We start from the raw sequence: 25,212 nt of genomic DNA, 5'->3' as shown, positions 1-25,212 counted from the left end.
CCCTCAGGGTTCGGCGGCCGGCGTCGGCTCTGCAGGTCTTGCCACCAACTCGACCTGACCCAGACTGACCGTGCCCCCTGCCTTCGCCATTTCCTCGGCCACCAACGGAAACAGCGCCTCGGCTTCGGCCCCGTCCCGGGCGGCGGCGGCATTGGCCAGCGGCTGCGGCGTCGCCACCGCCAGCAACAGTTGCGGGGCCGAGGTGCTGCCATCGGCCAGCGTCAGCCCGAAGCTGAAGCTTTGCTCACGCGCAATCTCGCCCGACAGGCTTTGGTTCAGCTTGTAGACCCCGCCCCGCGGGCTGACCAAGGCCAGCCACAGCGCCTGACCCTCGGGCACGGTGACCCGTCCTTCGATCGGTTCGCCACTGACCACCCTTGGGGCAAGCATGGCGATCTGCACGCCGTCTGCGGCCTGATAGCGGCGGGCAAAGTCCAAGGCGGGACACTGGGCTTCCGCGATCAGGAACGAATCCACCCGCAGCGACTGGCCGAACTGGCGCTGATACTCCAGCGCGATCCGGGCGAAATCCTCGGTCTGGGTCGAGAAAACCTGCAACACCGTCTCGTCCGTCCCGGACTTTGCCTGCAACGCCAGGGTGCAGGGCCCCAGGTCCATCGCCGCGACAAAGGCCGCAGGATCGTCCGTGACCGCCGCCGCAGCCTCACCTTCCGCCCCTGCGCCGGCAACTGGCGCGGCAAGCTGCGAGGCGGGGTCGAAGAAGCCCTGCGTCCAGGCAAAGCCCAGCGCGCCGCCCATCACCAGGACGAACACCCCCAGCAGCACCAGAAGCGGCCCGCCGCGCGACATTCGGCTTTCCGTCTCCACCGGGATCGGCGCAGCCGTGCGCACAGGCGGACCGGTCCGGTCCGGCCGGAACGGCGGCACCGTCCCCGGCCGGGCCGGCGCCCCGGGCGGCAATGACAGCCCGGCCGACTGGCCCGGGGGCAGCGACAGGCCCGCGGGCGAGCCGGGATGCGCCAGACCGGCGCGATACTTCGCCGGGATCTCGGCCGGACGGTCCAGCAGACGCACCACCTCGGCCATCGAATGCACGCGGTTGGCCGGGTCCGGCTCCAGCATCCAGGACAGGATCGGGCGGAACGCATCGGGCAGGCTGCTCAGGTCCGGGATCGCGCGCCGGGCATCCACCGCCTCGACAATCGACGACCCCATATCCAGGGGCTTGCCGCGCAGGGCAGCCGCCATCAGCAGGGCAAGGCCGTAGATATCGGTCTGCGGCCCGATCTCGCCGCCGAAATGGCCCAGTTGCTCCGGCGAGACATACTTGAACTTGCCGGCGAACTGGCCGGCCATCGTGCTTTCCTTCAGCAGGTTCGACTTGGCGATGCCAAAGTCGATCAGCAGCGCATCGGCCACGATCCCGTTCGGCAGCATGACGTTATCTGGCGACAGGTCGCGGTGGATCACGCCGCGCGCATGTGCCTTGTCCAGCCCCCGCGCCAGCCGGCGCAGCAGCGCCATTCCCGCCTCGCGCGGGAGGCCGCCGTTGCGATGGGTATAATCGGCCAGGGTCACGCCCTCGATGAACTCCATCACCAGGCAGTAACGGTCGATCCCGGGGTCCTTGACGAAGTTGTAGTAGCGAACGATCGCCTCATCCGACAACTGGCTCAGCGTCCGCGCCTCGCGCAGGAACATCTGGCCCACCATCTGATCCTCGGCCAGCTCTTGCAGGACGACCTTGATTGCCACCGGGTCGCCGGTAAAGACGTTCTCGCCGCGATAGACCTCGCCCATGCCGCCGGCCTTCAGCACCTCGCGCACGACATAGTTGTTGTTGATCAGTGTGCCCACCGCGACCGTCGCCGACTTCGGCTCTCGCGCGACGGGCGGGGCCGGGACCGGCGGCAGCGGTTCCGGCGCGGCGGGCGGGGCGGTTGGCGTCGCCTCCGACAGCACCAGGCGTGTCCGCTCCTCCTCGGTGCCGTCGGTGGGGGGCGTGGCGTCCTTGTCCCCGGTCATTCCAGAATCTCCGGGTCCGGCTCAATATCCTCGTCCGGCCGGGCTGGTGGCGGCAGGCAATGCAGCACGATCACCGTCACATTGTCCTTTGCCCCCCGCTCCAGCGTCAGGGCGATCAGCCGGTCGCAGGCGTCCTGCGGTTCATGCGCGCCGACGATTGCGGCAATCTCGGCATCGGAGATATGCCCCGTCAACCCGTCCGAGCACAGCACAAAACGGTCGCCCAGCTTCAGCCGCCCGCCGACCACGTCGCATTCCGGGGTGCGGGTCACCCCCACCGCGCGGGTGATCACGTTCTTCCGCGCCCAGGTCTCGGCCTGTTCCGGCGTCACGCTGCCGGCGTCCAGAAGGGCCTGCACCTCGGTGTGGTCGCGGGTCTGCTGCGCCAGCACCCCGTCGCGCAACAGGTAGATCCGGCTGTCCCCGGCCCAGATGCAGGCATAGTCCTGCCCGTCGATCAACAGCGCCACGATCGTCGCGCCGACCGTCCCCACGCCCAGGTGCCGCGCATGTTCCAGGATCGCGCTGTTGGCCCGGCCCAGCCGTTCCATGAACCGCGCCTGGAAATCCGCGCCCGAGGCCGGCATCCCGATGGAATACAACTCGCGCACGATCCTGTCGCTCGCGAAGTCCCCCGCCGCATGGCCGCCCATGCCATCCGCCACCACCCATAACCCGGCTTCGGGGCGGCTAAGGAATGCATCCTCGTTGACCGAGCGCACCTTGCCGACATCGGTGGCCTGGCCGGTCAGATAGGTGAAGAATTCGCTGCTATGCATCGCCGCCACCCAACAACCAGCCCATCGCATCGGCCCCCGGCATTCCCGCCTGCGCCAGCCAGATCGCCCGCGGCCCTTCCATCCACCAATAACTCCGCCCCGTCGCGGCGCGGGCGTGGTCCACCGGCGCCGCCTCGGCCAACAGTCGCGCGAGGTCGCCGTCGCCGCGCTGCGCCCAGACGGTCGGCCCCTCGGCCAGGTCCGCGTCGGTCTCGGCCGCCGGCAACAGCGCCGGATCGAACCCGTCCAGCAAAGACCGCGCGCCCTCGCCCGGCACCACCCGGTCCAGATGCGCCTCCAGCGCCGCATGGAACCCCTGATCCCCCTCCAGAACCGGAGGCGCCAGCGCCGCGCCTTCCGCCAGCAGGATCAGCGGGAACCGCCGGCCCACCCGGTCATGCCAGGGCCGCAGCACGCCCACCAGGGTCCGCCCCGCCAAAGCGCGCCCGATCCAGAACCGCAGCACCGGCGCGTTGTCCCAGAACGGCTCCCACCCCTCGCCCAGCCGGTCGCGCAGGGGCGGCAGACAGGCGGTCAGCCAGCCGTCCAGCCCTTGCCGCGCCGTCTCGCTGATCCCGTGCGACAGGAAATCGCCAAAGCCGGGATGCTTGCCGAGGATGCCAAGGCTGGCGGTCATCGCGCGCTAGTCCAGACTTGTCGGACAGGCGAATTCGGAAAGCTCGGGCATCAGGAACGGGACCGTCGTGCTGTCGAAGTCGAAGCGATAGCTGATCGACCGCCCCCCGACCTCATACCCCACCGTGACCGAGTTGCCCGACCGCTGCGCCCGCCCGGCGCGCAGGAATTCCACGATGTCCCAACGGCCCGAGTTCACTCCGACCCGCGACTCCCGTCCGCGCAGCGCGGGGAACACCTCGATCGAGGCGCCGATCCCCTCGCCCGGCCAGATCAGCGTGGCAGGCGCATCGCCCGGCCGCGTCTGGATCATCGCGCCGTTGACCGACAGATGCACCAACTCCACCGTCGGGCTGGAACTGACATGCGTGACGAACATCGACACCGTCGGCTCGGGGCTGCCCGAGGCGAAGAAGGCCGCCCGAATCGCCTCGGCCCGGTCGAACTGGGCCAGCGCCTCGGGCGAAAGCCGGTCGCCGATGGAATTGCCGGTGACCGCCTGCAAACCGTCCGGGGTCCGCGTGACATAGGGCTGCAGATGGGTGGAATAGAACCGGTCCATCCGGCCGCCCGGCCCGAAGAATTCGCCAAAGACGTTGGTCGCCACATGCCGGCCGCCGCCAAAGGGATACAGCGGTGCGATGAACTGCTCGCAATACTGGCTGACATCCTCGTTTAGCGCGCGGTTCAACTCGGCCAGGGTCGCGTTCTCGGCCACGGCACGGAACTGCGACTCGGTCTCGGTCATCAGGGTGGCCAGCGCCTTGGGCAGGGCGGTGTTGTTCTGCGTCAGCGTCGACAACAGCTGTTGCAGGATCGACTCATCCGCCGGCGTGGGCGAGGTCGCCGCCAGCCGCCGGTTGTCGCGCAAATCGGCGATGGATTTCAGCACCGCATCTATGGGCCGCGCACCGGGTTCGCCCCTCAGCAGCTGATGCCAGTTCTCGAACGCATCGGCGATACGCTGGACCTGCCGTTCCTGCGAATCCTCGGCCGCCGCGCCAGACCGGTCTTGGACCTTCGACTTGTCGCGCACCCAGTTCAGGATCACCCGCTGCATGGCCGAAGACTGCCCTTCGACCTGACGGAAGCCGACCGCCGCCAGCTTGTCGCCCAGACCGCCCGTCGCCGCCTCTTCCGGGGTCAGGTCGGCCAGCGCCTCGAACAGGCGCGTCAGCCGGGTTTCCTCGTCCACCGCCTGCACCAGCCCCAGCACGGGCGAGGCGACGGGCGACGAGAGGATCGCCAGACGGTCAAAGTTCGGCGCATCGTTCGCCACGGCGGCAATCGCCACCCGGTCCAGCATCCCGAACCAGGCCGCCTCGAAATCGCGCTGATACAGCCGGTGCAACTCGCGTTCCAGCCCGGCAAGCTGGGTGTCATAGCCCACCCGCTCGGCCGCATCGCCCAGCACCCACTGGTCGGCCTCCAGCCTTTGGCGGGCCTGGGTCAGCTCCTCCAGGAAATACTGCCAATAGCCGTCAAAGGTGAACAGCGCCGGCACGCCCAGGTCCGTCAGGGCCGAGCCGTCATTCGTCGTCAGCACCTGGTCCACCTGGCCCGACACCCGCTCGACCAGGTTGAAATCGGGGATGCCCGACAGCGACGCCCGGTCCTTGATCGAGGCATAGGCCTGTTCGGCCAGCGGCAGGTTCACGATCTCTTCCCGCGCGGTCCGCACGATCTCGGGGTCGATCGCCAGGGTGGGCGTCCTGGCGTCGTCCAGTTCCAGCATGGCCGTCAGATGCGCCTCTAGCGCGTCGCGTTCGTCCAGCTGCCCGGCCGATGCGAAGTCGCCCGCCCAGACCTCCGAGAAGTAGCTGGCCACCGCCGCATCGTCCGGCGTGCCCTCTTGCTGGCCGCCCAGAAGGATATACACCTTCAACGCCCGATAAACGCCCGAGGTGTCGTCGTCGGCGATCAGCTGCGGGATCGCATTTTCCAGATGCAGGATCAGCCGGGGCCGCATCATCCGCTCCAGCGCGTCCGAATAGGCCCGCTGCGATGCATTGTTCAGCCGCGCATATTGGCCCAGGCCCAGCCCTTCGGTCAGATCGGGGCGCAGCGGATCGCCGTAACCCGTGGTCATCGCCCGGATCGCGTCCAGATGCGGCAGCACGGGCGAGAATTCGGTGTCGGCCACCACCTCGCGCCGGATTTCGTCCTGCGCCTGGCCGAAGTAGGCCAGCGCATCAGCATCCGCCGCCCGCGCCAACGTGGCGTTGCGCCAGAAGCTCCACCCCAGGCCGCCCATCGCGCCCAGCGTCAACAAGACGATCAGCGAGGTCGCCAGCGTCCGCAGCACCGCCGTCCGCCGCACCGCCTTGGCATCGTGCGAGACCCAGTCGCTTTCCTCGAAGATCACCTTCTTCAGCAGGTCATGCAGGAAATAGCTTTTACCCTTGCCCGACAGGAACGCGGGCTGAAACGCCATACCCTCCTCGGAATTGCGGGCCATCGCCCCCAGCACCTGGTCAATCGGCGTGCCTTCCTGCGTGCCCGAGGTGAAATAGAACCCGCGCAGGATCGCATTTGTCTTGTAGCGCGTGGGTTCGAACACCTTGCGCAGGAATTCCCCGATATCGGCCCGCAGCAGCGCCATCTGGCTGGGCAGCCCGAAGATCGAGATGCGGCTGACGCTGTCCGGCTCCTCGCTCATCCGGTCCACAACTTCGTCCGACAGGCGGCTGACCAGCTTGTCGAACTCGGCCTCGACCTGGGTATGCGTGGGGGCCGCGCGGTCGCGGGTCTGGAAAGTCACGCCCCAGACCGCCTTGCGGCGGCTGACGTTGAAGGAACTGAAGTACTCGCGGAAGCCGGCGATCAGGTCAGCCTTGGTGAACAGCACATAGACCGGAAAGTCGATCTTCAGGACATCATGGATTTCCGACAGTCGCGCCCGCACGGTCTGGGCATGGCGTTCCAGCGCCACCGCATCATGGCCCATCATGTCCGCGACCGAGAAGGACAGGATCACCCCGTTGATCGGCTGGTTCGGACGGCCGCGCTTCAGCGTCTCCAGGAACGCGGTCCAGCTGGCCTTGTCCGCCGTTCCGTCGCTGTCCTGCGTCGTGTAGCGCCCCGCCGTGTCGATCAGCACCGCATCTTCCGCAAACCACCAGTCGCAGTTGCGCGTGCCGCCGAACCCGTCGGTGCCATTGGCCAAAGCCTCGGACCCCGGGAACTCGATCCCCGAATTGCGCAGCGCCGTGGTCTTGCCCGCGCCAGGCGGGCCGATGATGATGTACCAGGGCAGATCGTACAGGTAGGTCTTGCCGCCCGACTTCTTCAGCTTGCCCAGCGCCTCTTGCATCCGTTCGGCGATGACCTTGCCGTCGCCGACCGGCTCGGGGATCAGGCTTTCCTCCAGCTTGCGCGCGGCACTGCGGCGGCGCAGCCAGCGGACCAGCATCGGGATCAGGATCAGCGCCAGGATCACGCCGATCACCGTGGCGCGAAGCCAGACCTCGGCCATCAGGGCGATCCCGGTCATCGGGAAGCCGAACCACACCGCCGCCAGCAGCGCGGCAATCGCGCCCACCAGCACGGTCCAGCGGAACACGCGATAGCGCCACAGCCGACGTGGCGAGAAATCGAACAGGCCGAAGATCCTCATTCCCCTGCCTCCGCTTCCGGCGCGGCATCAGGGTCGGTCACCGCCACCCCCTCGCGCCGGATCATCACCTCGACCCGCCGGTTCAGCGCCCGCCCTTCCGGCGTGCCGTTGTCCGCCACCGGGCTTTGCGGACCCAACCCCTCGACCTCCAGACGGGCCGGATCCGCCAGGAACCCAGCCAGGATGCCGGACACCGTCTCGGCCCGCGCCAGCGACAGGTCCTCGTTCGTCTTGTAGCGACCCCGCCCGGACAAAGGCACGCTGTCGGTATACCCCACCACCCGGATCGGGCCCGGCTCCGGCTCCAGCGCGCGGCCAATCTCGGTCGCCAGCGGGGCAAAGTCGTTCTCCAGATCGGCGCTGCCCGACCCGAACTGCAAGGCATCGCCCACCCGGACGAAGATGAATTCGTTGGTCTGGTCCACCACGACCTGCCCGCTTTCGATCTGGCCCGCCAACCGCTCGCGGATTCGCTCCAACTGGCCGCTGGCGGGGGCGACATACGCCTCGACCACCGGAGCTGAACGTTCGATGCTGATCGCGGGCAGCCCGTCATGCAGCGCCAGAATGCGCGCCTGCACCTCGGCGCCCTGCTTGTGGATCAGCGTGGACAGGGTGGCGAACAGCGCCACCACCAGCCCGGCCCCAACCCCGGCAATCGCCCAGATCGGCACGCCGCCATAGCGCCGCTTCTGCCCCAGCGGCATCGGCGTCCAGTCGACCGAGATATCGTCATCCGGCCGCGGCCGCACCCGGCGCAGAGTTTCGTAGATCGCGGTGCGGATGCGCGCCAACTCCACCGGACCGTTGCGCGCGGTGCGATACTGCCCCTCGAACCCCAGCGACAGGCAGGCCAGCATCAGTTCCAGCGTGTTGAACCGCTGGCCCGGCGCCTGCATCGCCTGATCCATCTTGCGGAAAAAGCCCACGCCCGAGTCCCGCTCGCCAAAAAAGCGGGCGACCATCGAATATTGCAGCCAACTGCCACGATCCGCGCCGGGCAGGTTCTGCACGATATCATCCGCCGTCGCGGCCAAGGCATATTTGGCATCCGACGCTTCCATCGGATGCACGCCGGCTTGCAGCAGGTTGCGCTCGTACAGGTCGATCTCGCGCGTCACATGCTCCATCAGCGGGCCGGCCTGCATGTCGACCAGCCCGGTGCGCAAGCGGCCCAGCAGGATCAGCAGGTTCGACGCCGCCGCAACCAGGATGTTCGACGACCCGCCCGCCCCAAGGCCCGTGCCGCGCATGGCGTCCTGAAGCGAGATGCGCGGCATCACCGGACGCGACGGCGCGGGGGCATCGCGCGGCACTTCGGGGAACATGTTCGCCCCCTGCGGCGCGTGCTGCGGCTGATAGATCGGCTGCTGGCCGTATTGCGGCGCTTGCGGCATCGGCGGCGCGGCCGGGGGCGGCTGCTGCCCGAACGGGTTCAGCGCCCCGCCCAGCCAGGTGTCCTCGTGATAGGGCGAGGGCTGCTGCACCGGCGCGGCGCGTCCGGCACCGGGCGGCTGCGGCGGGGCATAGCCGGGCGGGGGCGCGTACCCAGGTGGGGGCGGGGCATAGCCGGGGGGCGGCGGTGGCGCATAACCCGGCGGCGGCGCGGCGTAACCCGGCGGCGGAACATATCCGGGCTGCGGGGGAATAGGCGGACGTGCGGGCGGCTCTCCCGGAGTGGGAAGCTTCTGCCCAAAGACCGTGCGTTCGTCGTCGTCGCCGCTCATTTTACTGCTCCGGTATGGCCCAGAGTTCCAGCTTCAGGTCGGGCCAACTGCCCGCGAAATGCATACCGATCGCCGGCGCCACCGAAAACTCGCGCCACAGATCGCTCGACTTGTCGAACAGGAAATAGACGTTGCGCGCCACCACCCGGATCTGTCGCGGTGGGTTGGGCAGGTGGACCAGCGGCACGCCGGGAAGGTTGTTGTTGATGATTTCCTTCATCCGGGTCGAAGGGCCGACCTTGCACAGCATCGGGAACTGGCTTTGCACCTGCGTCAGCGGCAGGCCGGACGACACCTCGACCACAAAGGTCGCCTGCGCGAACAGGTTCCGGTCGTTGACCAGCGCCGCAAACGACCCCGGCCGCACCTCGTTCAGCGGCAGCCGGACCGCGCGGCCCACGTCGCGCGCCAGCAGGCGCTGGATGTCCTGCACCACGGGGGTAAAGACCTCACGCGCGGTGTCGTGGTCGTATGGTCCGTATTCGGGCACCAGCCGGTCGCCCTGGTCAAAGGTCGCAAGTTCCCCGGCCAGCGCGATCAGGTGCTGGTACAACCGTTCGGGATGCACCCGGCCCGAGGCGTTCAGATGCCGCAGCACCGGCAGGTTGCGGTTCAGCGTCATAAGCATCAGATAGTCCGACGCCTGCATCCCCCCGCCCGAGGTCGGGTCCGACGCAAAGCGCGCCAGCGTGCCCAGCTTGGCCTCGATCCAGCCGATGACGCGGGTCAGATACCCCTCGTAGGCGGGGTGAACGCTCAGGACCAACCCGGTCGGTGGCACGGTTTCGTCAAAGGACACCACGCCGTCGCGCACTTCGCTGATCCGGGCCAGCGGCAGGTTCTGGTGGCCGGCGCGCGGCGTCTTGCGCAGCGACAGTTCCAGCCGGGGCACTGCGATCTCGATCGTCTGCTCCACCCGCGTGGACGAGGCGTTGTCGGCCACCGTCTCGGTGTTGATCCAATAGCGCGTCCCGGCCGAAGTTCCGCCCGACCCACCGACATCCTGCCCGTTCATCGCCGCATCTGGCAGCGTCAGCCAGACCGTCATGCCCGCCGCATCCTCGGGCACCGCGATCGGGGTGGGCAAACTGTCCGAATTGGGGGCATCGAACGGCATCCCGTCCGGCATGATCCCCACGGCCGAGCGCAGCCCCAGCCGGCCCTGCTGGGCCAGGTCGCGGTCGATCTTCAACTCGATCAGACCCCAGGGATAGGGCGTCATCACCGCAGTGCGCGCCCGGATCAAATTCTCCAGATAGCGGTCAGATTGCTGCAGGTGCTGCGGCTGAAGGAACAAGCCCTCTTTCCAAGCCACTTTGCTGAACCAAGACATTCGGCCTAACACCTTGTTTTCGTTAAATCGAGCGCAAGGGCGCGCTGGCGGCAATCTTGGTCGCTTGCCGGGGACAGGTCAAGGCTGTCCCCGGGTAGGGATCTCAGAACTGCAGCCGCATCTGCGCGGTGATACCCCAGCTGTCCAGCGTATCGCCAAACCGCCCGTCGATCCGCGCCGAGGCGTTCAGTTGCTTGGCATCCAGAATCGCGCCCGGCGCCAGGATCTGCGTATAGCTCACGCCCAGCGAAGCCTCGCTATAGGCGCCCAGGTTGGACGAAAAGCTTTCGGCCCCGGTGACCGCTGCCGGGCTGTCGTAATAGACCGACCGCACCGGATCGGCGAAGTCCTTGTAGTAGGTGCCCGTCGCGAAATAGGTCAGCGCCGCATTCCCGCTGGGCAGGATGCGCGACATCGACAACGTCGCACCCACGAACCCGACCTCGGTCGTCGAATCGTCGATCTCCAGCCGCCCACCCTCGTCAAAGGCCACGGGGTCCGTCTCGGTCTTGGTGATCGCGAAGCCCAGCGTCGGAACCAGGTTGATCCCGCGCTCCTCGTTCAGCGAGAACACATAGCTCATCGACCCGCTCAGCGTCTGGCCACTGCTTTTGAACGTCTGGTCCAGGATGCCGATACGCTCGTTGCCGGTGCCGTCGTTCGCAAGGTCAAAGTCGGTGCGCTCAAGCCGGTATTGCAGGTCGAACAGCAGCCGGTCCTTCACCGCCGACAGATAGACCCCGGCATAGGTCTGCCGGAAATCAGTCGAGTTGTTCGACACCACGATGTCCGACAGTGCGGCGCCGCTGTTCGGATCGATGGCGAAAACGGGTTGCACCGTGTCCCCGGTGTTCACGCCAAGGATGCCGCCAAAGCTCATGTCCCAGCCGGCGAAGCGGCCCTCGAAGCAGGACAGGTCCCCACCCAGCTGGATGCCCGAGTACGAGGCACTGATCAGGCTGTCATAGGTCAGCGCGGTGCCACCGCTGTCGACCGTCTGGGTCGTGCCGTTGGCATCTGCCTTCCCGCCCAGCACCCGGGCCCAGACGCCCGGACGGCATGCCTTGTCCGACTCGCCGGCAAGCCCGGTGACAAACGGACTGGACGGCCGGTTGATCACCGATCCGATCAGCGACTGGGTCAGCGTCACCGACCCCGCCAGCGCGCCGACGCCAGGGTTGGCAAAGGTGTTCACGTTGACCTGCCCTGCCGTGCCGAAATCCAGCCGGTAGGACACCGCGCCCACCCCGACCAGACCCTGGGCCGAGGCCGTCAGCGAACTGGCAGGATCGAAGGTCATCACCGTGATCGGGCCGGCCAGGTTCCCGAAGCTGTCCCCGGTATTGGTGAACGACAGCACCACATTTCCCGACGCGGCCGAAGATACCGCCACCAGGTCTGCCGCCGTGGTGGTGCCGCTCAGGTCGACGTCCAGCAGGATGGCGCCGCTCAGCGCCGCCGTGCCGCTTATGGTCAGCACATCCCCCGCGGTGTCGTTCGCCATGTCGATCGTGCCCGAGGAGTTCAGCCCCTCGATCGAGACGGCTCCGTTCACCTCCAGCAACCCGGCGTTCGTCATTCCCCCGGTGTTGCTGCTGCCCGACGCCATCGTGATGGTGCCAGAATTGGTGTTCGTGATCCCACCGGCGATCACCCCGCCCGCGGCGATATCGACGGTGCCCTGGTTCAGCATCCCGGCCGAGGCCGTCAGCGTGATCCCCGCCTCCACGTCCAGATCGCCAGAGTTCTGGATATATCCCGAGGTCGTCGCGCCCTCGATATCCACTTCGCCGGTTGCGGTGTTGGTCAACGCCCCAAGGGTGCCTGCAATATCCGCGGTGCCCGCGTTGGTCAGGATGCCGGTGATCGACCCCGTCATCTCCAGCGTGCCGTCCTCACCAGTCTCGACGTTGCCGTCGACCTGGCCCGTCACGGTGACAGTCCCGCCCGTGACCTCCACATTCCCGGTCACAACGCGCGTCGCGCGGATCGTCAGGGTGCCGTCCGTGACCGTGACCGCGCCCGTCAGGCTGCCATCCACATCGACCTCCCCGGCCGAGTTCAGATTCCCGGTGACGGTCCCGTCGATGTTCAGGGTTCCGTCCTCGCCGACCTCGACATTGCCGTCCAGAAGACCGGTCGTCTCCACCGTGGTCGTGCCGTCCAGCACCGTGGTCACGCCGGTCACCGTGCCCGCCACGTCGACGGTCCCGCTGGTCTCAAGATCGCCGGTCACCTGGCCAAGCGCCAGGATATCCAACTCGCCGTTCTCGCCGACCACGACGTTGCCGTCCAGAAGGCCGGTCCCCGCCACCGTGGTCGTGCCGTCCAGAACTGTGGTCGCGCCAGTCACCGTGCCCGCCACGTCGACGGTTCCGCTGGTCTCAAGATCGCCGGTCACCTGGCCAAGCGCCAGGATATCCAGGGCGCCATCCTCACCGACCTCGACATTGCCATCCAGAAGGCCGGTCGCCGCGACCGTGGTCGTGCCGTCCAGCACCGTGGTCGCGCCGGTCACCGTGCCCGCCACGTCGACGGTCCCGCTGGTCTCAAGATCGCCGGTCACCTGGCCATCGTCCAGGATGTCCAGATCACCATTTGCCCCAACTTCGACATTGCCATCCAGAAGGCCGGTCGCCGTGACCGTGGTCGTGCCATCCAGCACCGTGGTCGCGCCGGTCACCGTCCCCGTGACCGAGGTGGTTCCGCTGGTTTCCAGGTCGCCCGTCAGATCGCCGTTGACGTTCAGCGTGCCTGCCGTGCCGACATCGACATCGCCGTCCAGCGTGCCGCCGGCATCAATCGTCAGGCTGCCGCCAGCCACGTTCGTCAGGCCAGTCCCGGTCACCGTCACGCCGGTCAGGATCGTCGCCGTTCCAAGGTTCTCGAACCCGCCCGAACCGATTTCCATCGACCCGTCAAAGGTCACGATGCCGGGCGCGCGGTTGATCAACTGCCCCACGTCGCCCGCGATGGTGGCGACGCCAAAGTTCTCGAAAGTGCCCGTCACGCTGCCGGTCGCGCCCAGGTCAACCGTGCCAAAAAGGGCAGCTTCGCGTTCGTTGATGATCGCAGCGACAGTGCCGTTCAGCGTGGCCACCCCCAGATTTTCCAGGGTGCCCTCGATTTCGCCACTCGAGTTCAGCAGGACTGTCGTGGTCGAGCTTGTCTCGACGTTATTGACCGCCCCGTTGATCTCCAGGTCGCCGAAGTTCATGTCGACCAGGCCGCCGATATTGGCGCCGGACGCAATGACCAGCTGCAGGTCGCTTTGCACCTGCAGCTCGACAAGGTTCGGGCTGTTGCCGCCCAGGGTCAGGGTTTCCGTGCCAAGCACATCGAACCGCCCGTTCAGGCCGGCAGTGATGGTAGCCGCATCGCCCATGTTGATGTCAACGATCCGGATACCGCCGCCGGCGTTTACGCCCTCGGTTGACAGGATCTCGCCGCCGCCCGACGCGATGGTGAACGCGGTATCAAACCCGGCATCGCCAATGAAACTGATGGACCTGGGCGCCACGTTCTCGGTGACGGTTACGGTAATGTCGGCCGGCCCGGCACCTTCGCGGAATTCGACATCATCGCCCGGATCGAAATCCGTCGCGCCGCTGTTGTCGCGCCAAACCGCCGAGCTGTTGTTCCAGTTGCCGTCCTCGTTGTTGACGGCCGCAGTGCTTGGGTCATCCGCGTCCCAGACGATCTGCGCCACCGCGGCGACGGGCAGGGTTGCCAAAGCCGAACTCAGCAGCAACAAACCCAGGCGCGAAGTCGCCCCATCCAGCCTTTGAAGCTTTCCAGCCATAATACTTCTCCACCCGGACATGCACACCCAATGATCTATCTGCCTGAATGGCCGGATCGGATCAATCAATAGATGAGCGGATCACCGCCGCTTTCCATTACTGTGACATGATCCACGCTGGACGCGAATGCGGCAGCGGCGGGGCGGCTTCGCGTGGGAGGCGGCGCAAGGCATTTGTTGCCAAATCCTTAACGCCCACGATCAACTAATTGATGTTATTGTGTATTCCGCTCTTGTCCACCGTGGACATCCCCCTTTCCCACCGGCCGCTCAACCGGTAGTCTCGCCCCACACCAGGGGGAAAGAAGTGACCGAAGACACCGTCACGCCGATGATGGCGCAGTATCTGGAAATCAAGGCCCAGAACCCCGGTGCCCTTCTTTTCTACCGGATGGGCGACTTCTACGAGATGTTCTTCGACGACGCCGTGGCGGCGGCGGCAGCCCTCGACATCGCCCTCACGAAGCGCGGCTTCCACCTGGGCGAGCCCATCGCCATGTGCGGCGTCCCAGTCCATTCGGCCGAGGGCTACCTCCTCACCCTGATCCGCAAGGGTTTCCGCGTCGCCATCGCCGAACAACTGGAAGACCCCGCCGAGGCGAAGAAGCGCGGCTCCAAATCCGTCGTCAAGCGCGACGTCGTCCGCCTCGTCACCCCCGGCACGCTGACCGAGGATTCCCTCCTCGAAGCCCGCCGCCACAACTTCCTCGCCGCCTATTCAGAGGTCCGCGACCAGGCCGCCCTCGCCTGGGCCGACATCTCGACCGGCGAATTCCGGGTGATGCCCTCCTCTCTCACCCGCCTTGGCCCCGACCTCGCCCGCATCGCCCCGCGCGAGCTCCTCCTGTCGGAGGCCCGCGAAACCGAGATCACCGCCGCCCTCGAACCCGGCCTGTCCTTCACCCCCCTCAGCCGTGGCAGCTTCGACTCCGCCAACGCCGAGAAACGCCTCTGCGACCTCTTCCACGTCGCCTCCCTCGACGCCTTCGGCAGTTTCGACCGGGCCGAAATCTCCGCGATGGGCGCGCTGGTCGACTACCTACACCTCACCCAGCGCGGAAAGATGCCGCTTCTCCGGCCACCCGTGAAGGAACCCGCAGGCGGCACGATGCAGATCGACGCCGCAACCCGCCGCAACCTCGAACTGACCCAAGCCCTGTCGGGAGGCCGCGAAGGCTCTCTCCTCGCCGCCATCGACCGCACCGTCACCGCCGGCGGCGCCCGCCTTCTGGAACGCCGCCTCTCCTCCCCTTCCCTTGACCTTCACACCATCCACGCAAGACAAGCCGCCCTCGACTACCTGCTGGAAGCCCCCAGCCTCCGCAACCAACTCCGCGAATCCCTCCGCCGCGTCCCCGACATCGACCGCGCCCTCTCGCGCCTGGCCCTCGACCGCGACGGCCCCCGCGACATGACCGCCATCCGCGCCGGGCTGGAGCAGGCAGGCCGCATAGCCCAACTCCTCACCAACGCCCCGCCCCTGCTGGCCGAAGCTGCGCAAGTCCTCGTCGGTCACGACCAACTCGTCCAACTCCTGACCCACGCCCTTGTAACCGAACCGCCACTCCTGACCCGCGACGGCGGCTACATCGCTGCCGGCTATGACCCCGAACTCGACGACACCCGTGCCCTGCGCGACGAAGGCCGCGGCGTGATCGGTCGGATGCAGGCCGAGTACATCGAGACTACGGGCGTCGCCTCGCTGAAGATCAAGCACAACAACGTGCTGGGCTACTTCATCGAGACCACCACGACCCACGAAGACCGCATGCGCGCCATGCCCGAGCTTTTCATCCACCGCCAGACCACCGCCGGACAGGTTCGCTTCACCACCCTTGCCCTTTCCGACCTGGAAACGAGAATCCTGAACTCGGCCAACCACGCGTTGGAGATCGAAAAGCGCCACTATTCCAGTCTGAAAACTCAGATCCTCGACGCCTCTGCGCCCATCGCCGTGGCGGCCCGCGCGTTGGCCGAGATCGACCTGGCCGCCGCCTTCGCCGACCTTTCGGCCGAGGAAGATTGGTGCGCCCCCGTCGTGGACGACAGCCGCGCCTTCCAGATCACCGGGGGCAGGCATCCCGTTGTCGAGCGCGCGCTGCGCCAGCAAGGCCAGCCTTTCGTCGCCAACGACTGCGCGCTTACCGACAAGGACACCCCTGCCGTCTGGCTTCTGACCGGCCCCAACATGGCCGGCAAATCCACATTCCTAAGACAGAATGCCCTGATCGCTCTTCTTGCCCAGGCAGGCAGCCATGTGCCCGCCACCGAAGCCCGCATCGGCCTTGTCTCGCAGCTTTTCAGCCGGGTCGGCGCCTCGGACGACCTTGCAAGGGGACGGTCGACCTTCATGGTGGAGATGGTCGAGACGGCCGCGATCCTGAATCAGGCCGACGACCGCGCGCTAGTGATCCTGGACGAAATCGGTCGCGGCACAGCCACTTACGACGGCCTTTCCATCGCCTGGGCCACGCTGGAACACCTGCATGAGGTCAACCGCTCCCGCGCGCTGTTCGCCACGCATTACCACGAGATGACCGCGCTGGCGGGCAAGTTGTCCGGCGTCAAGAACGCCACCGTCACCGTAAAGGAATGGGAAGGCGAGGTCATCTTCCTGCACGAAGTCCGCGAAGGCGCCGCCGACCGCAGCTATGGGGTGCAAGTTGCGCGGCTGGCGGGCCTGCCCCACAGTGTCATCGAACGGGCGAAAGTCGTGCTGGATACGCTGGAGAAGGGCGACCGCGAGGGTGGCAAGCAGGCCACGCTGATCGACGACCTGCCGCTGTTCCGGGCCGCGCCACAACCACCGCCGCCGCCGAAGCAAAAGGCCTCAGCGGTGGAGGAACGCCTGAAGGACATCCACCCGGACGAACTTACCCCGATGGAGGCCCTGAAACTGATCTATGAAATCAAGGGTCTGGCGTAGGGTGGGCGATCCGCCCACCTTGCCCTCACCCAGCCGTATTCGACGACACCCCAACCTGCGCCGGGCGCAGCAGGCGGTCGAACAACATGAAGCCCTCGGTTGCCACCTGAATGATCTGGCCGGCCTTCGTGCCCGGTAGCGGGGCCTCGAACATCGCCTGATGCAGTTGGGGGTCGAACTGGTCGCCCACGGCGGGCGAGATCATCGTGATGCCATGCTTCGTCATCACATTGGTCAGCTCGCGCAGCGTCAGCTCGACGCCCTCGATCAGCGCCGCGGAAGTCGCGCGGCTTTCCTCCGGGATCGCCTGGATCGCCCGGTTGAGGTTGTCGTAGACCGGCAACAGGTCGCGCGCCAACCGCGTCCCACCGTACATCTCGGCCTCTTTGCGATCCCGCTCGGCCCGCTTGCGCGAATTCTCAGCGTCGGCCAGCACGCGCATGAACTTGTCGCGCAACTCGTCGCGCTCGGCCCGCAGGGCCTCAAGTTCACCAGCGTTCTGGGTTTCAAACTCTTCCAGCTCCACCTGCGGCGAGGTGGTTTCTTCCTGCGACATTCGTCTCGCCCTTCTTCAGCCTTTGCCGCGGTCACTGACCAGGCGGCCCACCAGCTGGGCGGTGTAGTCGACGATCGGAACGATACGGCCATAGTTCAGCCGGGTCGGTCCGATCACGCCCACCGCGCCGATGATCTTTCGATCAGCGTTCATATAGGGAGAAACCACCAGACTTGAACCGGAAAGTGAGAAAAGCTTGTTCTCGGAGCCGATAAAAATGCGCACACCCTCACCGGCCTCGGTAAGGTTCAGGAATTCGGCAATGTCCCGCTTACGCTCCAGATCGTCGAACAGGCTGCGGATGCGGTCGATCTCGGACTGATCCGCCGCTTCGCCGATCAGGTTCGACCGGCCCCGCACGATCAGACGCTCGGACGGCTCGCCCGCGTTTTCCCACAGGGCAAAGCCGCTTTCGACCATCTCGCGCGCCAGCGAATCGATTTCCTGCCGCCGCTTGGCGATTTCCGAAACGATGTTGGCCCGTAACTCGGACAGCGTCCGCCCTTCGGCCAATGCGTTCAGGAAATTCGCCGCCTCGCGCATCGAGGATGGCGTCTGCCCGGGTGGCGGCGCGAAAACCCGGTTTTCCACCTGCCCGTCGGCAAAGACCAGCACCACCAGCGCCCGGTCAGCAGCCAGGCTGACAAACTCGATATGCCGGATCGCCGCTTCGCGCTTGGGTGCCAGCACCACGCTGGCCCCCCGGGTGATGACCGACAGCGCCGCGCCCACTTCATCCAGCAATGTCGTCACGTCGGGGTCGTTCACGCCCAGGGTGGCGTCGATCTTCTCCTGATCCTCGGGCGCGACCTGGCCCACTTCCAGCAGGCTGTCGACGAACATGCGCAATCCCATCTGGGTCGGCACCCGCCCGGCCGAGATATGCGGGCTGTCCAGCAGACCAAGATATTCCAGGTCTTGCATGACATTCCGCACCGTCGCGGCCGAGACCTTTTCGGACAACGTGCGCGTCAACGTCCGCGAACCCACCGGCTCGCCCGAGGTCAGATAGCCCTCGACCACGCGGCGAAACACCTCGCGCGTGCGGTCGTTCATGTCTGTCAGGATGGGTTGTGGGGTCGTCATGGGTTCAGCAATCGGCCTTGCATCCGGTGCCTGTGGTTGCATATGTGGCCGCATTCCAGCGAAAGGTCCAGCAATGCGCCCGTCAGGCAGAAAATTAAGCGATCTACGGGCGGTTTCAATCGAAACCAACGTGATGAAGCATGCCGAAGGGTCGTGCCTGATCAAGATGGGCGAAACCCATGTCCTGTGTTCCGCCACGATCGAGGACAAGGCCCCCCCGTTCCTGAAGAACACCGGCCAGGGCTGGGTGACGGCGGAATACGGGATGTTGCCCCGCGCGACGAACTCGCGCACGCGGCGTGAGGCGGCGGCGGGCAAGCAATCGGGCCGTACGCAAGAAATTCAGCGGCTTATCGGTCGCTCGCTGCGCGCGGGCGTGGATCGGCAGGCCCTGGGCGAACGCCAGATCGTCGTCGACTGCGACGTGATACAGGCCGACGGCGGCACCCGCTGCGCCTCGATCACCGGCGGCTGGGTCGCGCTGCGGCTGGCGGTGAACAAGCTGCTGACCTCGGGCGTGATCGTGTCGGACCCGATCATGGACCACGTCTCGGCCGTGTCCTGCGGCGTTTATGCCGGGCAGCCGGTGCTGGACCTGGATTATATCGAGGACTCCTCGGCCGGGACCGACGGCAACTTCGTGATGACCGGCGCCGGCAAGCTGATCGAGGTGCAGATGTCCGCCGAAGGGTCCGCCTTCAGCCAGGACGAACTTCTGCATCTCCTGGACCTTGCGCGTCAGGGTAACGCGGCGCTGGTGGCGGCGCAGCGGGCGGCGCTGGGGCTGTAACATGCTGAAGCGCGGGGATCGCCTGCTGGTCGCCACGCACAACCGTGGCAAGCTGGAAGAGATCGCCGATCTTCTGGCACCCTTCGACGTGACGGTTGTCGGCGCGGGTGACCTCGGCCTCCCCGAGCCTGAGGAAACCGAGACCACCTTTGTCGGCAACGCCCGCCTGAAGGCCCACGCAGCCGCCAAGGCTTCCGGTCTGGTGGCCTTGGCCGACGACTCCGGCCTCGCCGTCGACGCCTTGGGCGGAGCGCCCGGTGTATTCACCGCCGACTGGGCCACCACCGCAAAAGGCCGCGACTTCGCCGTCGGAATGGAGCGCGTCTGGCGCGAGCTTGAGGTGGCGAAAGCCCCGGAACCCCGTACCGCCCAGTTCTGCTGCACCCTGGTTCTTGCGGCACCTGACGGCCAAGACCTTGTTTTTGAAGGCAAGTCCTCCGGCCGCCTTGTCTGGCCGGGCCGCGGCGAACAGGGCCACGGCTTTGACCCGATCTTCATGCCCGACGGCTTTACCCAGACTTTCGGCGAGATGGACCGCTGGGAGAAAAATCGCCTTTCCCACCGCGCGGACGCCTTCGCCAAGCTGGTCGCGGCCTGCTTCCCCTGATGGACGACTGGCGTCACGCAGGCTTCGGCCTCTATCTGCACTGGCCCTTCTGCCAGTCGAAATGCCCCTATTGCGATTTCAACAGCCACGTCGCCGCGCAGGTGGACCAGTCCCGCTGGCTGCAAGCGTTCCAGTCCGAAATCGACCGCATTGGCGCACTGACCCAGGGCCGCGTCCTGAACACCATCTTTTTCGGCGGCGGCACGCCCTCCCTGATGGAGGCCGCAACCGTCCAGGGCATCCTTGACCGCGTCCGCGCGACCTGGACCCTTGCGAACGACATCGAGATCACGCTGGAAGCGAACCCCGGTTCGGTCGAGGCGGCCCGGTTCGAAGGCTATGCCAAGGCGGGCGTCAATCGGGTCTCTCTTGGAATTCAGTCGCTTGATCCCGACGACCTTCGCCGCCTGGGCCGGATGCACACGGTGGACGAGGCTGCAAAAGCGATTGCTGTTGCCCAGTCCACCTTTCAGCGCGTCTCGATCGACCTGATCTACGCCCGCCAGAACCAGACCCTGGACGCCTGGCGCGACGAACTTCACCGCGCGCTGGACTTTGGCACGTCGCACCTTTCGCTTTACCAGCTGACCATCGAGGACGGCACCGTCTTTGGCCAGATGCACGCCAAGAACCTGTTGCGCGGCCTGCCTGAAGAAGACCTGTCGGCCGACATGTTCGAACTGACGCAAGAGATCACCCGAGGTGCTGGCCTTCCTGCCTACGAGGTCTCGAATCACGCCCGCCCTGGCGACGAGTCACGCCACAACCTGATATATTGGCGGATGGGCGATTACGCAGGGATCGGCCCCGGTGCCCACGGGCGACTCACCCTCGATTCGTCCCGATTCGCCACCGAGTCGGAGCGTATGCCGGCTGCTTGGCTGGATCGCACACTCGCCGCCCCCGGTTCTGCCGAACGCAGTGAGCGCCTGTCTGGCGAGGATCGTGCCAGCGAGTACCTGATGTTCGCCCTGCGCCTGAAAGAGGGTGCCTCGCTGGACCGCTACGCCGCGCTGGCTGGCACTCCGTTGCCGCCAGCTGCTTTGGAGGAGGTCATCGCGCTCGGCCTGCTTACCCGCGATGACGACCGTATCCAGACGACCGACAGCGGCGTCATGATGCTGAATGGCATCCTGCGCGCCCTGCTGGCCGGCCGTCACAGCGCGAATTAGTCCCGCGCCACCCGATCTGGTGCCTGCGACAGAATCTGACACAGCATATCGAGGTCTTCCAGGCTATTATACCGGATGGAGATCTGCCCTGCGTCCTGCCCCGGGACGTGGTCGATCTTCACCTGCATCTGCAGATTGGCGGAAAGATCGGCCTCCAGCGCGCGGGTGTCGGCGTCCTTTTCAGACGAGTTCGTTGGGGTTTTCGGGGCCGCCTTGGGGGCAGCTTCCGCCTTCATCAGCTTCTCGACCTCGCGGACCGACAGCCCTTTGGCCACGATCTGCGCGGCCAGTTCCGACGCTTTCGGGCTTCCAATCAGTGCGCGTGCGTGCCCTGCCGACAGCTTGCCGTCGCGCACCAAGTCTTGCACATCGCTCGGCAAGGTCAAAAGCCGCAACAGATTCGCGACATGGCTCCGGCTTCTGCTCAGCGCCTCGGCGAGCTTTTCCTGCGTATGGCCGAATCGGGTCATCAGCTGCCGGAAACCGAGGGCTTCTTCGATGGCATTCAGGTCCGCGCGCTGAATGTTCTCGATGATTGCGACTTCAAGGACTTCGGTGTCGCTAAGCTCTCGAACCACAACGGGAACTTCGTGCAGTTGCGCAAGTTGCGCCGCCCGCCACCGCCGTTCGCCGGCGACGATCTCATATGCGTCACGGCCCGGTTTCCGCCGTACGATCAGCGGCTGGATGACGCCCTTCTGGCGAATCGAATCGGCCAGGCTTTCCAGTTCGTCCTGCTTGAAATCCAACCGCGGTTGCTGCGGGTTTGGCTCAAGTTTTTCCACCGGAAGGTGCAGCTCTGCCTTGCGCGGGGCTGCCATCTGCTCGGGCCCGGCCAAATGCACGTCAGCCATCAGTGCAGACAAGCCACGGCCAAGGCCACGTCTTTCGTTCTTTGTCATGTCAGGCCTCTGCAACTTCGGGGGTTTTGCGCCGATCGGCGATTTCCCGTGCCAAGGCACGATAGGCCTCTGCGCCCTTCGAGCCAGGATCGTAGCTCAGCACTGGCAGCGCATAGGACGGTGCCTCACTGATTCGCACATTGCGCGGAATCGTCGTTTTCATCACCAAGTCGCCCATGTTTGCACGGGCATCGGCCTCGACCTGGGCCGTCAACCTGTTGCGGCGGTCATGCATGGTCAACACAACCCCTTCGATGCGCAGGTCCGGGTTAGCCGACCGCCTCACGTCCCGAATCGTGAGCATTAGCTGCGACAGGCCTTCCAGCGCGAAAAATTCGCACTGCAACGGCACAAGCACGGAATGTGCGGCGACAAGTGCGTTGACGGTCAGCAGACTAAGGGCTGGCGGGCAGTCGATCAGGATGTAATCGAAGCCGTAACTCTCCATCTCGGGTCGCCGAAGCGCATCGTGCAGCAGATAGCTACGCTTTTCGTTCGACACGATATCCAGGTCGGCCGAGGACAAGTCTGCGTTCCCCGGGATGATCATGATGTCCCGACTTCCGGTTTCCATCACAACATCCTGTAGAGCGGCTCCGTCCACGATCAAGTCGTAGCTTGTTTTCTTCCGAGCATCAGGGCGAACACCCAGTCCGGTAGAGGAGTTGCCCTGCGGATCGATATCCACCAGCAGAACCTTCTTGCCAAGCTCGGCAAGGCCAGCTGCCAAGTTGATCGCAGTCGTCGTCTTGCCGACGCCGCCCTTCTGGTTGGCCAGAGCGAGAATGTAGGGGCTATCCGACATGGCGATGAATGTTCCTGATCACAAGAATTGCAGCTTCCGGGTCCGAAAGGCTGCGCTGCGTCTCTAAGTTGAAGGTCCAGGCGCTGCGCGCTGCGGCCAGCTCTTCCATGTAGCGGGATCCTTTGGGAAAAATCGCTACTCCATCGCTGGCCAAATGCAGATCGGCGATGCCAAGAAGTTCTGATAATGCCGCAAGCGCTCTGGCTGACAACACATCTGCCTGCAGGGACGGCAGCGATTCGATTCGCTCGCTGCGTACCGCCGCTTTCAGCCCCAAGCTTTGTGCGGCCTGACGAAGGAAGGTTGCCTTGCGCTGATCCGACTCCACGAGGGTTACGTGAAGGTCTGGCCGCAACTCCCGCGCCAGGATCGCAACAACCAGCCCAGGAAAGCCGCCACCTGATCCCACATCAACCCACGTCTTTGCAGCCGGAGGGCACAGCGAGAAGACTTGCGCGGAATCGACAATGTGCCGGTCCCAGAGGTGAGTGAGCGTTGCCTTGCTCACCAGGTTGATTGCGGGCGTCCAGCGCCGGACGAGCGCTTCCAGCTGTTGCAGTGCCGCGAATGTTTCACGTGAAACACTCAAGCCCGCAATGGAAGGGTCAAGCGCGTCCATTATCCGACGAGCCGCTCCACGGGTTTGCGCAAATGAGAAAGGACCAACAGCAGTGCTGCGGGCGTAACACCCTCGATCCGGGAGGCTTGCAAGATGGAATCCGGCCGCGCTCGCGCCAGCTTCTGCTTGAGTTCGTTCGATAGTCCAGAAATTCGACCATAGTCGAAGTCTTCCGGGATCCGCTGCGTTTCCTGCCGGCGGAGATCTGCAACCTCCTTTGCTTGGCGATCGGAATACTGGTCGTATGTCGAATCGATTTGAAGCTGCTCAAGAACCTCACGACTCAACATGCTGTAGGCCGGTAACGCACTCACCACCACATCCAGATCAACCCCTGGCAACGAGAGCACATCATAAGCCGAGCGTTTGCCACCATCCCTGCTGACGGCGATCCCCGCCTCGTTGAGCGCCTTGGGTCCGATCATGACTTGCGCAAGCGACTCGCGTCCCGCTTCCAGGGCATCCAGCTTTGCTTCGAAAGCAGTTTGCCGGCCAAGCGTCACACAGCCGGCCTGGATTCCAAGGGGCGTCAAGCGGCGGTCCGCATTGTCGGCCCGGACCGTCAGCCGGAACTCCGCGCGGGACGTGAACATGCGGTAAGGCTCTGTCACGCCGCGAGAGGTCAGATCGTCGATCATCACGCCGATATAGCTTTCGGTTCGGCTGAACTCGACGGGTGCTGATCCTCTGGATGCTGCGGCGGCGTTTAGTCCTGCAACAAGACCTTGCGCCCCCGCCTCTTCATAACCCGTTGTGCCGTTGATCTGCCCCGCAAAGTACAGCCCCTTCACGGCCCGCGCTTCCAGCGTACGGTGCAGGCCCCGGGGGTCAAAGTAATCGTATTCGATCGCATAGCCGGGCTGCAGGATGACAGTCTGCTCCAGCCCGGCGATCGTGCGGATATAGGCGTGCTGAACCTCTTCCGGCAGAGAGGTCGACAAGCCGTTCGGATAGACCGTGTGATCATCCAGCCCCTCGGGTTCAAGGAAAACCTGATGCGAGGATTTGTCGGCAAAGCGGACAACCTTGTCCTCGATCGACGGGCAATAGCGGGGGCCCACACCTTCGATGTGCCCACCATACATTGCGGACCGGCCGAGGTTGTCCCGCACGATCTGGTGAGTCGCCTCGGACGTATGTGTGATCCCGCAGGAAATCTGCCGGGCTTCCGGGCCGCGGTTCAGGAAGGAGAACATCGCCGGGTCATCGTCCCCCGGCTGACTTTCCAACCGCGCCCAATCGATAGTCCGCCCATCAAGGCGCGGCGGCGTCCCGGTTTTCAGGCGTCCAACGGGCAGCGCAAGTTCCGCCAATTGCGATGCAAGAAGCTTGCACGGCGAATCGCCCATGCGGCCGCCTAACATCCGACGATCCCCAATATGGATCACACCATTCAGGAAGGTTCCCGCGGTCAGCACAACCCGGCCCGACGACAACTCGACACCCGAGGCCAGCGTGATCCCAGCAACGGCGCCCCCAGCCAGCCGCAAACCTGCAACTTCGCCCTCGATCACCTCCAGCCCCGGCGTCGCCAGCAACTCCGCCCGCATCGCTTCCCGATAGAGGCGCCGGTCGATCTGGGCACGCGGGCCCTGCACGGCCGGTCCCTTGCGACGGTTCAGCAGGCGGAACTGGATGCCGGCCCGGTCCGCCATCCGGCCCATGACCCCGTCCAGCGCGTCGATCTCGCGCACGAGGTGGCCCTTGCCGAGTCCCCCGATGGCCGGGTTGCAGGACATCGCGCCCAGCGTCTCGATCCGCAGCGTCACCAGCGCGGTTGACACACCCATCCGGGCCGCTGCCGCTGCCGCTTCAGCGCCCGCGTGGCCGCCGCCGATCACGATGACATCGTAGTGTTTCACGTGGAACA

At 65.7% G+C, this 25,212-nt stretch carries 17 protein-coding genes; 4 read left to right on the top strand and 13 right to left on the bottom strand.

Annotated features, from left to right (window positions below):
* Nucleotides 1-3: 3 nt before the first annotated feature.
* From CXR42_RS10360 to CXR42_RS10330, 7 genes are all read right to left on the bottom strand, one after another.
* Nucleotides 4-1,986, bottom strand: coding sequence for a serine/threonine protein kinase (locus CXR42_RS10360; protein ID WP_103257464.1), 1,983 nt, complete (start codon nucleotides 1,984-1,986; stop codon nucleotides 4-6).
* Entirely contained in the window at nucleotides 1,983-2,765 is a 783-nt protein-coding gene (locus CXR42_RS10355; protein ID WP_103257746.1) for a PP2C family protein-serine/threonine phosphatase, read from the bottom strand. The genes CXR42_RS10360 and CXR42_RS10355 overlap by 4 nt, the downstream gene beginning before the upstream one ends.
* A complete protein-coding gene (gene tagF, locus CXR42_RS10350; RefSeq protein WP_103257463.1) occupies nucleotides 2,758-3,402 on the bottom strand; it encodes a type VI secretion system-associated protein TagF in 645 nt (214 codons plus the stop codon). The genes CXR42_RS10355 and tagF overlap by 8 nt, the downstream gene beginning before the upstream one ends.
* 6 nt (nucleotides 3,403-3,408) lie before the next feature.
* On the bottom strand, nucleotides 3,409-7,017 hold the full coding sequence (gene tssM / locus CXR42_RS10345; protein ID WP_103257462.1) for a type VI secretion system membrane subunit TssM: 3,609 nt from the start codon (nucleotides 7,015-7,017) through the stop codon (nucleotides 3,409-3,411).
* Entirely contained in the window at nucleotides 7,014-8,744 is a 1,731-nt protein-coding gene (icmH, locus tag CXR42_RS10340; RefSeq protein WP_103257461.1) for a type IVB secretion system protein IcmH/DotU, read from the bottom strand. Before icmH ends, tssM begins: the two co-directional genes overlap by 4 nt.
* Before the next feature lies 1 nt (nucleotide 8,745).
* Nucleotides 8,746-10,077 carry a type VI secretion system baseplate subunit TssK gene (gene tssK, locus CXR42_RS10335; RefSeq protein WP_103257460.1) on the bottom strand — a complete coding sequence of 444 codons (1,332 nt, stop codon included), beginning with the start codon at nucleotides 10,075-10,077 and terminating at the stop codon, nucleotides 8,746-8,748.
* 103 nt (nucleotides 10,078-10,180) lie between these two features.
* The gene (locus CXR42_RS10330; protein ID WP_180996023.1) at nucleotides 10,181-13,879 is read right to left on the bottom strand and encodes a beta strand repeat-containing protein; all 3,699 of its coding nucleotides are present in this window, start codon (nucleotides 13,877-13,879) and stop codon (nucleotides 10,181-10,183) included.
* Nucleotides 13,880-14,186: 307 nt separating this feature from the next.
* Here CXR42_RS10330 and mutS point away from each other — a divergent pair, with 307 nt between their 5' ends.
* Nucleotides 14,187-16,805: a DNA mismatch repair protein MutS gene (gene mutS, locus CXR42_RS10325; protein ID WP_245875410.1), complete on the top strand. Its 2,619-nt coding sequence runs from the start codon at nucleotides 14,187-14,189 to the stop codon at nucleotides 16,803-16,805.
* A 25-nt stretch (nucleotides 16,806-16,830) separates the two neighbouring features.
* Here mutS and CXR42_RS10320 read toward each other — a convergent pair whose 3' ends face one another.
* Both CXR42_RS10320 and hrcA read right to left on the bottom strand, forming a co-directional pair.
* Complete coding sequence (locus CXR42_RS10320) at nucleotides 16,831-17,361, bottom strand: nucleotide exchange factor GrpE (RefSeq protein ID WP_103257458.1); 531 nt, start codon at nucleotides 17,359-17,361, stop codon at nucleotides 16,831-16,833.
* Between the two features lie 15 nt (nucleotides 17,362-17,376).
* Nucleotides 17,377-18,447, bottom strand: coding sequence for a heat-inducible transcriptional repressor HrcA (hrcA, locus tag CXR42_RS10315; protein ID WP_103257457.1), 1,071 nt, complete (start codon nucleotides 18,445-18,447; stop codon nucleotides 17,377-17,379).
* Between the two features lie 73 nt (nucleotides 18,448-18,520).
* Between hrcA and rph the strand changes: the two genes are divergently transcribed.
* From rph to hemW, 3 genes are read left to right on the top strand one after another with little or no spacing between them, the layout of a single operon-like run.
* On the top strand, nucleotides 18,521-19,237 hold the full coding sequence (gene rph, locus CXR42_RS10310) for a ribonuclease PH (protein WP_103257456.1): 717 nt from the start codon (nucleotides 18,521-18,523) through the stop codon (nucleotides 19,235-19,237).
* A gap of 1 nt (nucleotide 19,238) precedes the next feature.
* On the top strand, nucleotides 19,239-19,844 hold the full coding sequence (gene rdgB, locus CXR42_RS10305) for an RdgB/HAM1 family non-canonical purine NTP pyrophosphatase (RefSeq protein ID WP_103257455.1): 606 nt from the start codon (nucleotides 19,239-19,241) through the stop codon (nucleotides 19,842-19,844).
* The gene (gene hemW / locus CXR42_RS10300; protein WP_103257454.1) at nucleotides 19,844-21,016 is read left to right on the top strand and encodes a radical SAM family heme chaperone HemW; all 1,173 of its coding nucleotides are present in this window, start codon (nucleotides 19,844-19,846) and stop codon (nucleotides 21,014-21,016) included. Before rdgB ends, hemW begins: the two co-directional genes overlap by 1 nt.
* On the opposite strand, the gene CXR42_RS10295 is transcribed toward hemW, so the two are convergent.
* The 4 genes from CXR42_RS10295 to mnmG are packed head-to-tail and all read right to left on the bottom strand — an operon-like array spanning nucleotide 21,013 to nucleotide 25,204.
* Nucleotides 21,013-21,918 (bottom strand): ParB/RepB/Spo0J family partition protein, encoded by a 906-nt coding sequence (locus tag CXR42_RS10295; protein ID WP_103257453.1) that lies wholly within the window; start codon nucleotides 21,916-21,918, stop codon nucleotides 21,013-21,015. The two genes, hemW and CXR42_RS10295, sit on opposite strands and share 4 nt — an antisense overlap.
* A gap of 1 nt (nucleotide 21,919) precedes the next feature.
* Nucleotides 21,920-22,723: a ParA family protein gene (locus CXR42_RS10290; RefSeq protein WP_103257452.1), complete on the bottom strand. Its 804-nt coding sequence runs from the start codon at nucleotides 22,721-22,723 to the stop codon at nucleotides 21,920-21,922.
* Nucleotides 22,713-23,342, bottom strand: a complete 630-nt coding sequence (rsmG, locus tag CXR42_RS10285) for a 16S rRNA (guanine(527)-N(7))-methyltransferase RsmG (RefSeq protein WP_103257451.1) — start codon at nucleotides 23,340-23,342, stop codon at nucleotides 22,713-22,715. The genes CXR42_RS10290 and rsmG overlap by 11 nt, the downstream gene beginning before the upstream one ends.
* Nucleotides 23,342-25,204, bottom strand: a complete 1,863-nt coding sequence (mnmG, locus tag CXR42_RS10280) for a tRNA uridine-5-carboxymethylaminomethyl(34) synthesis enzyme MnmG (protein ID WP_180996022.1) — start codon at nucleotides 25,202-25,204, stop codon at nucleotides 23,342-23,344. Before mnmG ends, rsmG begins: the two co-directional genes overlap by 1 nt.
* Nucleotides 25,205-25,212: the final 8 nt, after the last annotated feature.

The sequence above is a fragment of the Tabrizicola aquatica genome, assembly GCF_002900975.1.
GTDB lineage: Bacteria > Pseudomonadota > Alphaproteobacteria > Rhodobacterales > Rhodobacteraceae > Tabrizicola > Tabrizicola aquatica.
This window is presented reverse-complemented; position numbering and strand designations above follow the sequence as displayed.

Excerpts from the sequence above, each read along its gene's own strand:
- CXR42_RS10355 (WP_103257746.1), bottom strand. The coding sequence starts at position 2,765 with ATGCATAGCAGCGAATTCTTCACCTATCTGACCGGCCAGGCCACCGAT.
- tagF (WP_103257463.1), bottom strand. The coding sequence starts at position 3,402 with ATGACCGCCAGCCTTGGCATCCTCGGCAAGCATCCCGGCTTTGGCGAT.
- hrcA (WP_103257457.1), bottom strand. The coding sequence starts at position 18,447 with ATGACGACCCCACAACCCATCCTGACAGACATGAACGACCGCACGCGC.
- rsmG (WP_103257451.1), bottom strand. The coding sequence starts at position 23,342 with ATGGACGCGCTTGACCCTTCCATTGCGGGCTTGAGTGTTTCACGTGAA.
- hemW (WP_103257454.1), top strand. The coding sequence starts at position 19,844 with ATGGACGACTGGCGTCACGCAGGCTTCGGCCTCTATCTGCACTGGCCC.
- tssK (WP_103257460.1), bottom strand. The coding sequence starts at position 10,077 with ATGTCTTGGTTCAGCAAAGTGGCTTGGAAAGAGGGCTTGTTCCTTCAG.
- rph (WP_103257456.1), top strand. The coding sequence starts at position 18,521 with ATGCGCCCGTCAGGCAGAAAATTAAGCGATCTACGGGCGGTTTCAATC.
- rdgB (WP_103257455.1), top strand. The coding sequence starts at position 19,239 with ATGCTGAAGCGCGGGGATCGCCTGCTGGTCGCCACGCACAACCGTGGC.
- CXR42_RS10320 (WP_103257458.1), bottom strand. The coding sequence starts at position 17,361 with ATGTCGCAGGAAGAAACCACCTCGCCGCAGGTGGAGCTGGAAGAGTTT.
- CXR42_RS10360 (WP_103257464.1), bottom strand. The coding sequence starts at position 1,986 with ATGACCGGGGACAAGGACGCCACGCCCCCCACCGACGGCACCGAGGAG.
- CXR42_RS10330 (WP_180996023.1), bottom strand. The coding sequence starts at position 13,879 with ATGGCTGGAAAGCTTCAAAGGCTGGATGGGGCGACTTCGCGCCTGGGT.
- icmH (WP_103257461.1), bottom strand. The coding sequence starts at position 8,744 with ATGAGCGGCGACGACGACGAACGCACGGTCTTTGGGCAGAAGCTTCCC.
- CXR42_RS10295 (WP_103257453.1), bottom strand. The coding sequence starts at position 21,918 with ATGACAAAGAACGAAAGACGTGGCCTTGGCCGTGGCTTGTCTGCACTG.
- tssM (WP_103257462.1), bottom strand. The coding sequence starts at position 7,017 with ATGAGGATCTTCGGCCTGTTCGATTTCTCGCCACGTCGGCTGTGGCGC.
- CXR42_RS10290 (WP_103257452.1), bottom strand. The coding sequence starts at position 22,723 with ATGTCGGATAGCCCCTACATTCTCGCTCTGGCCAACCAGAAGGGCGGC.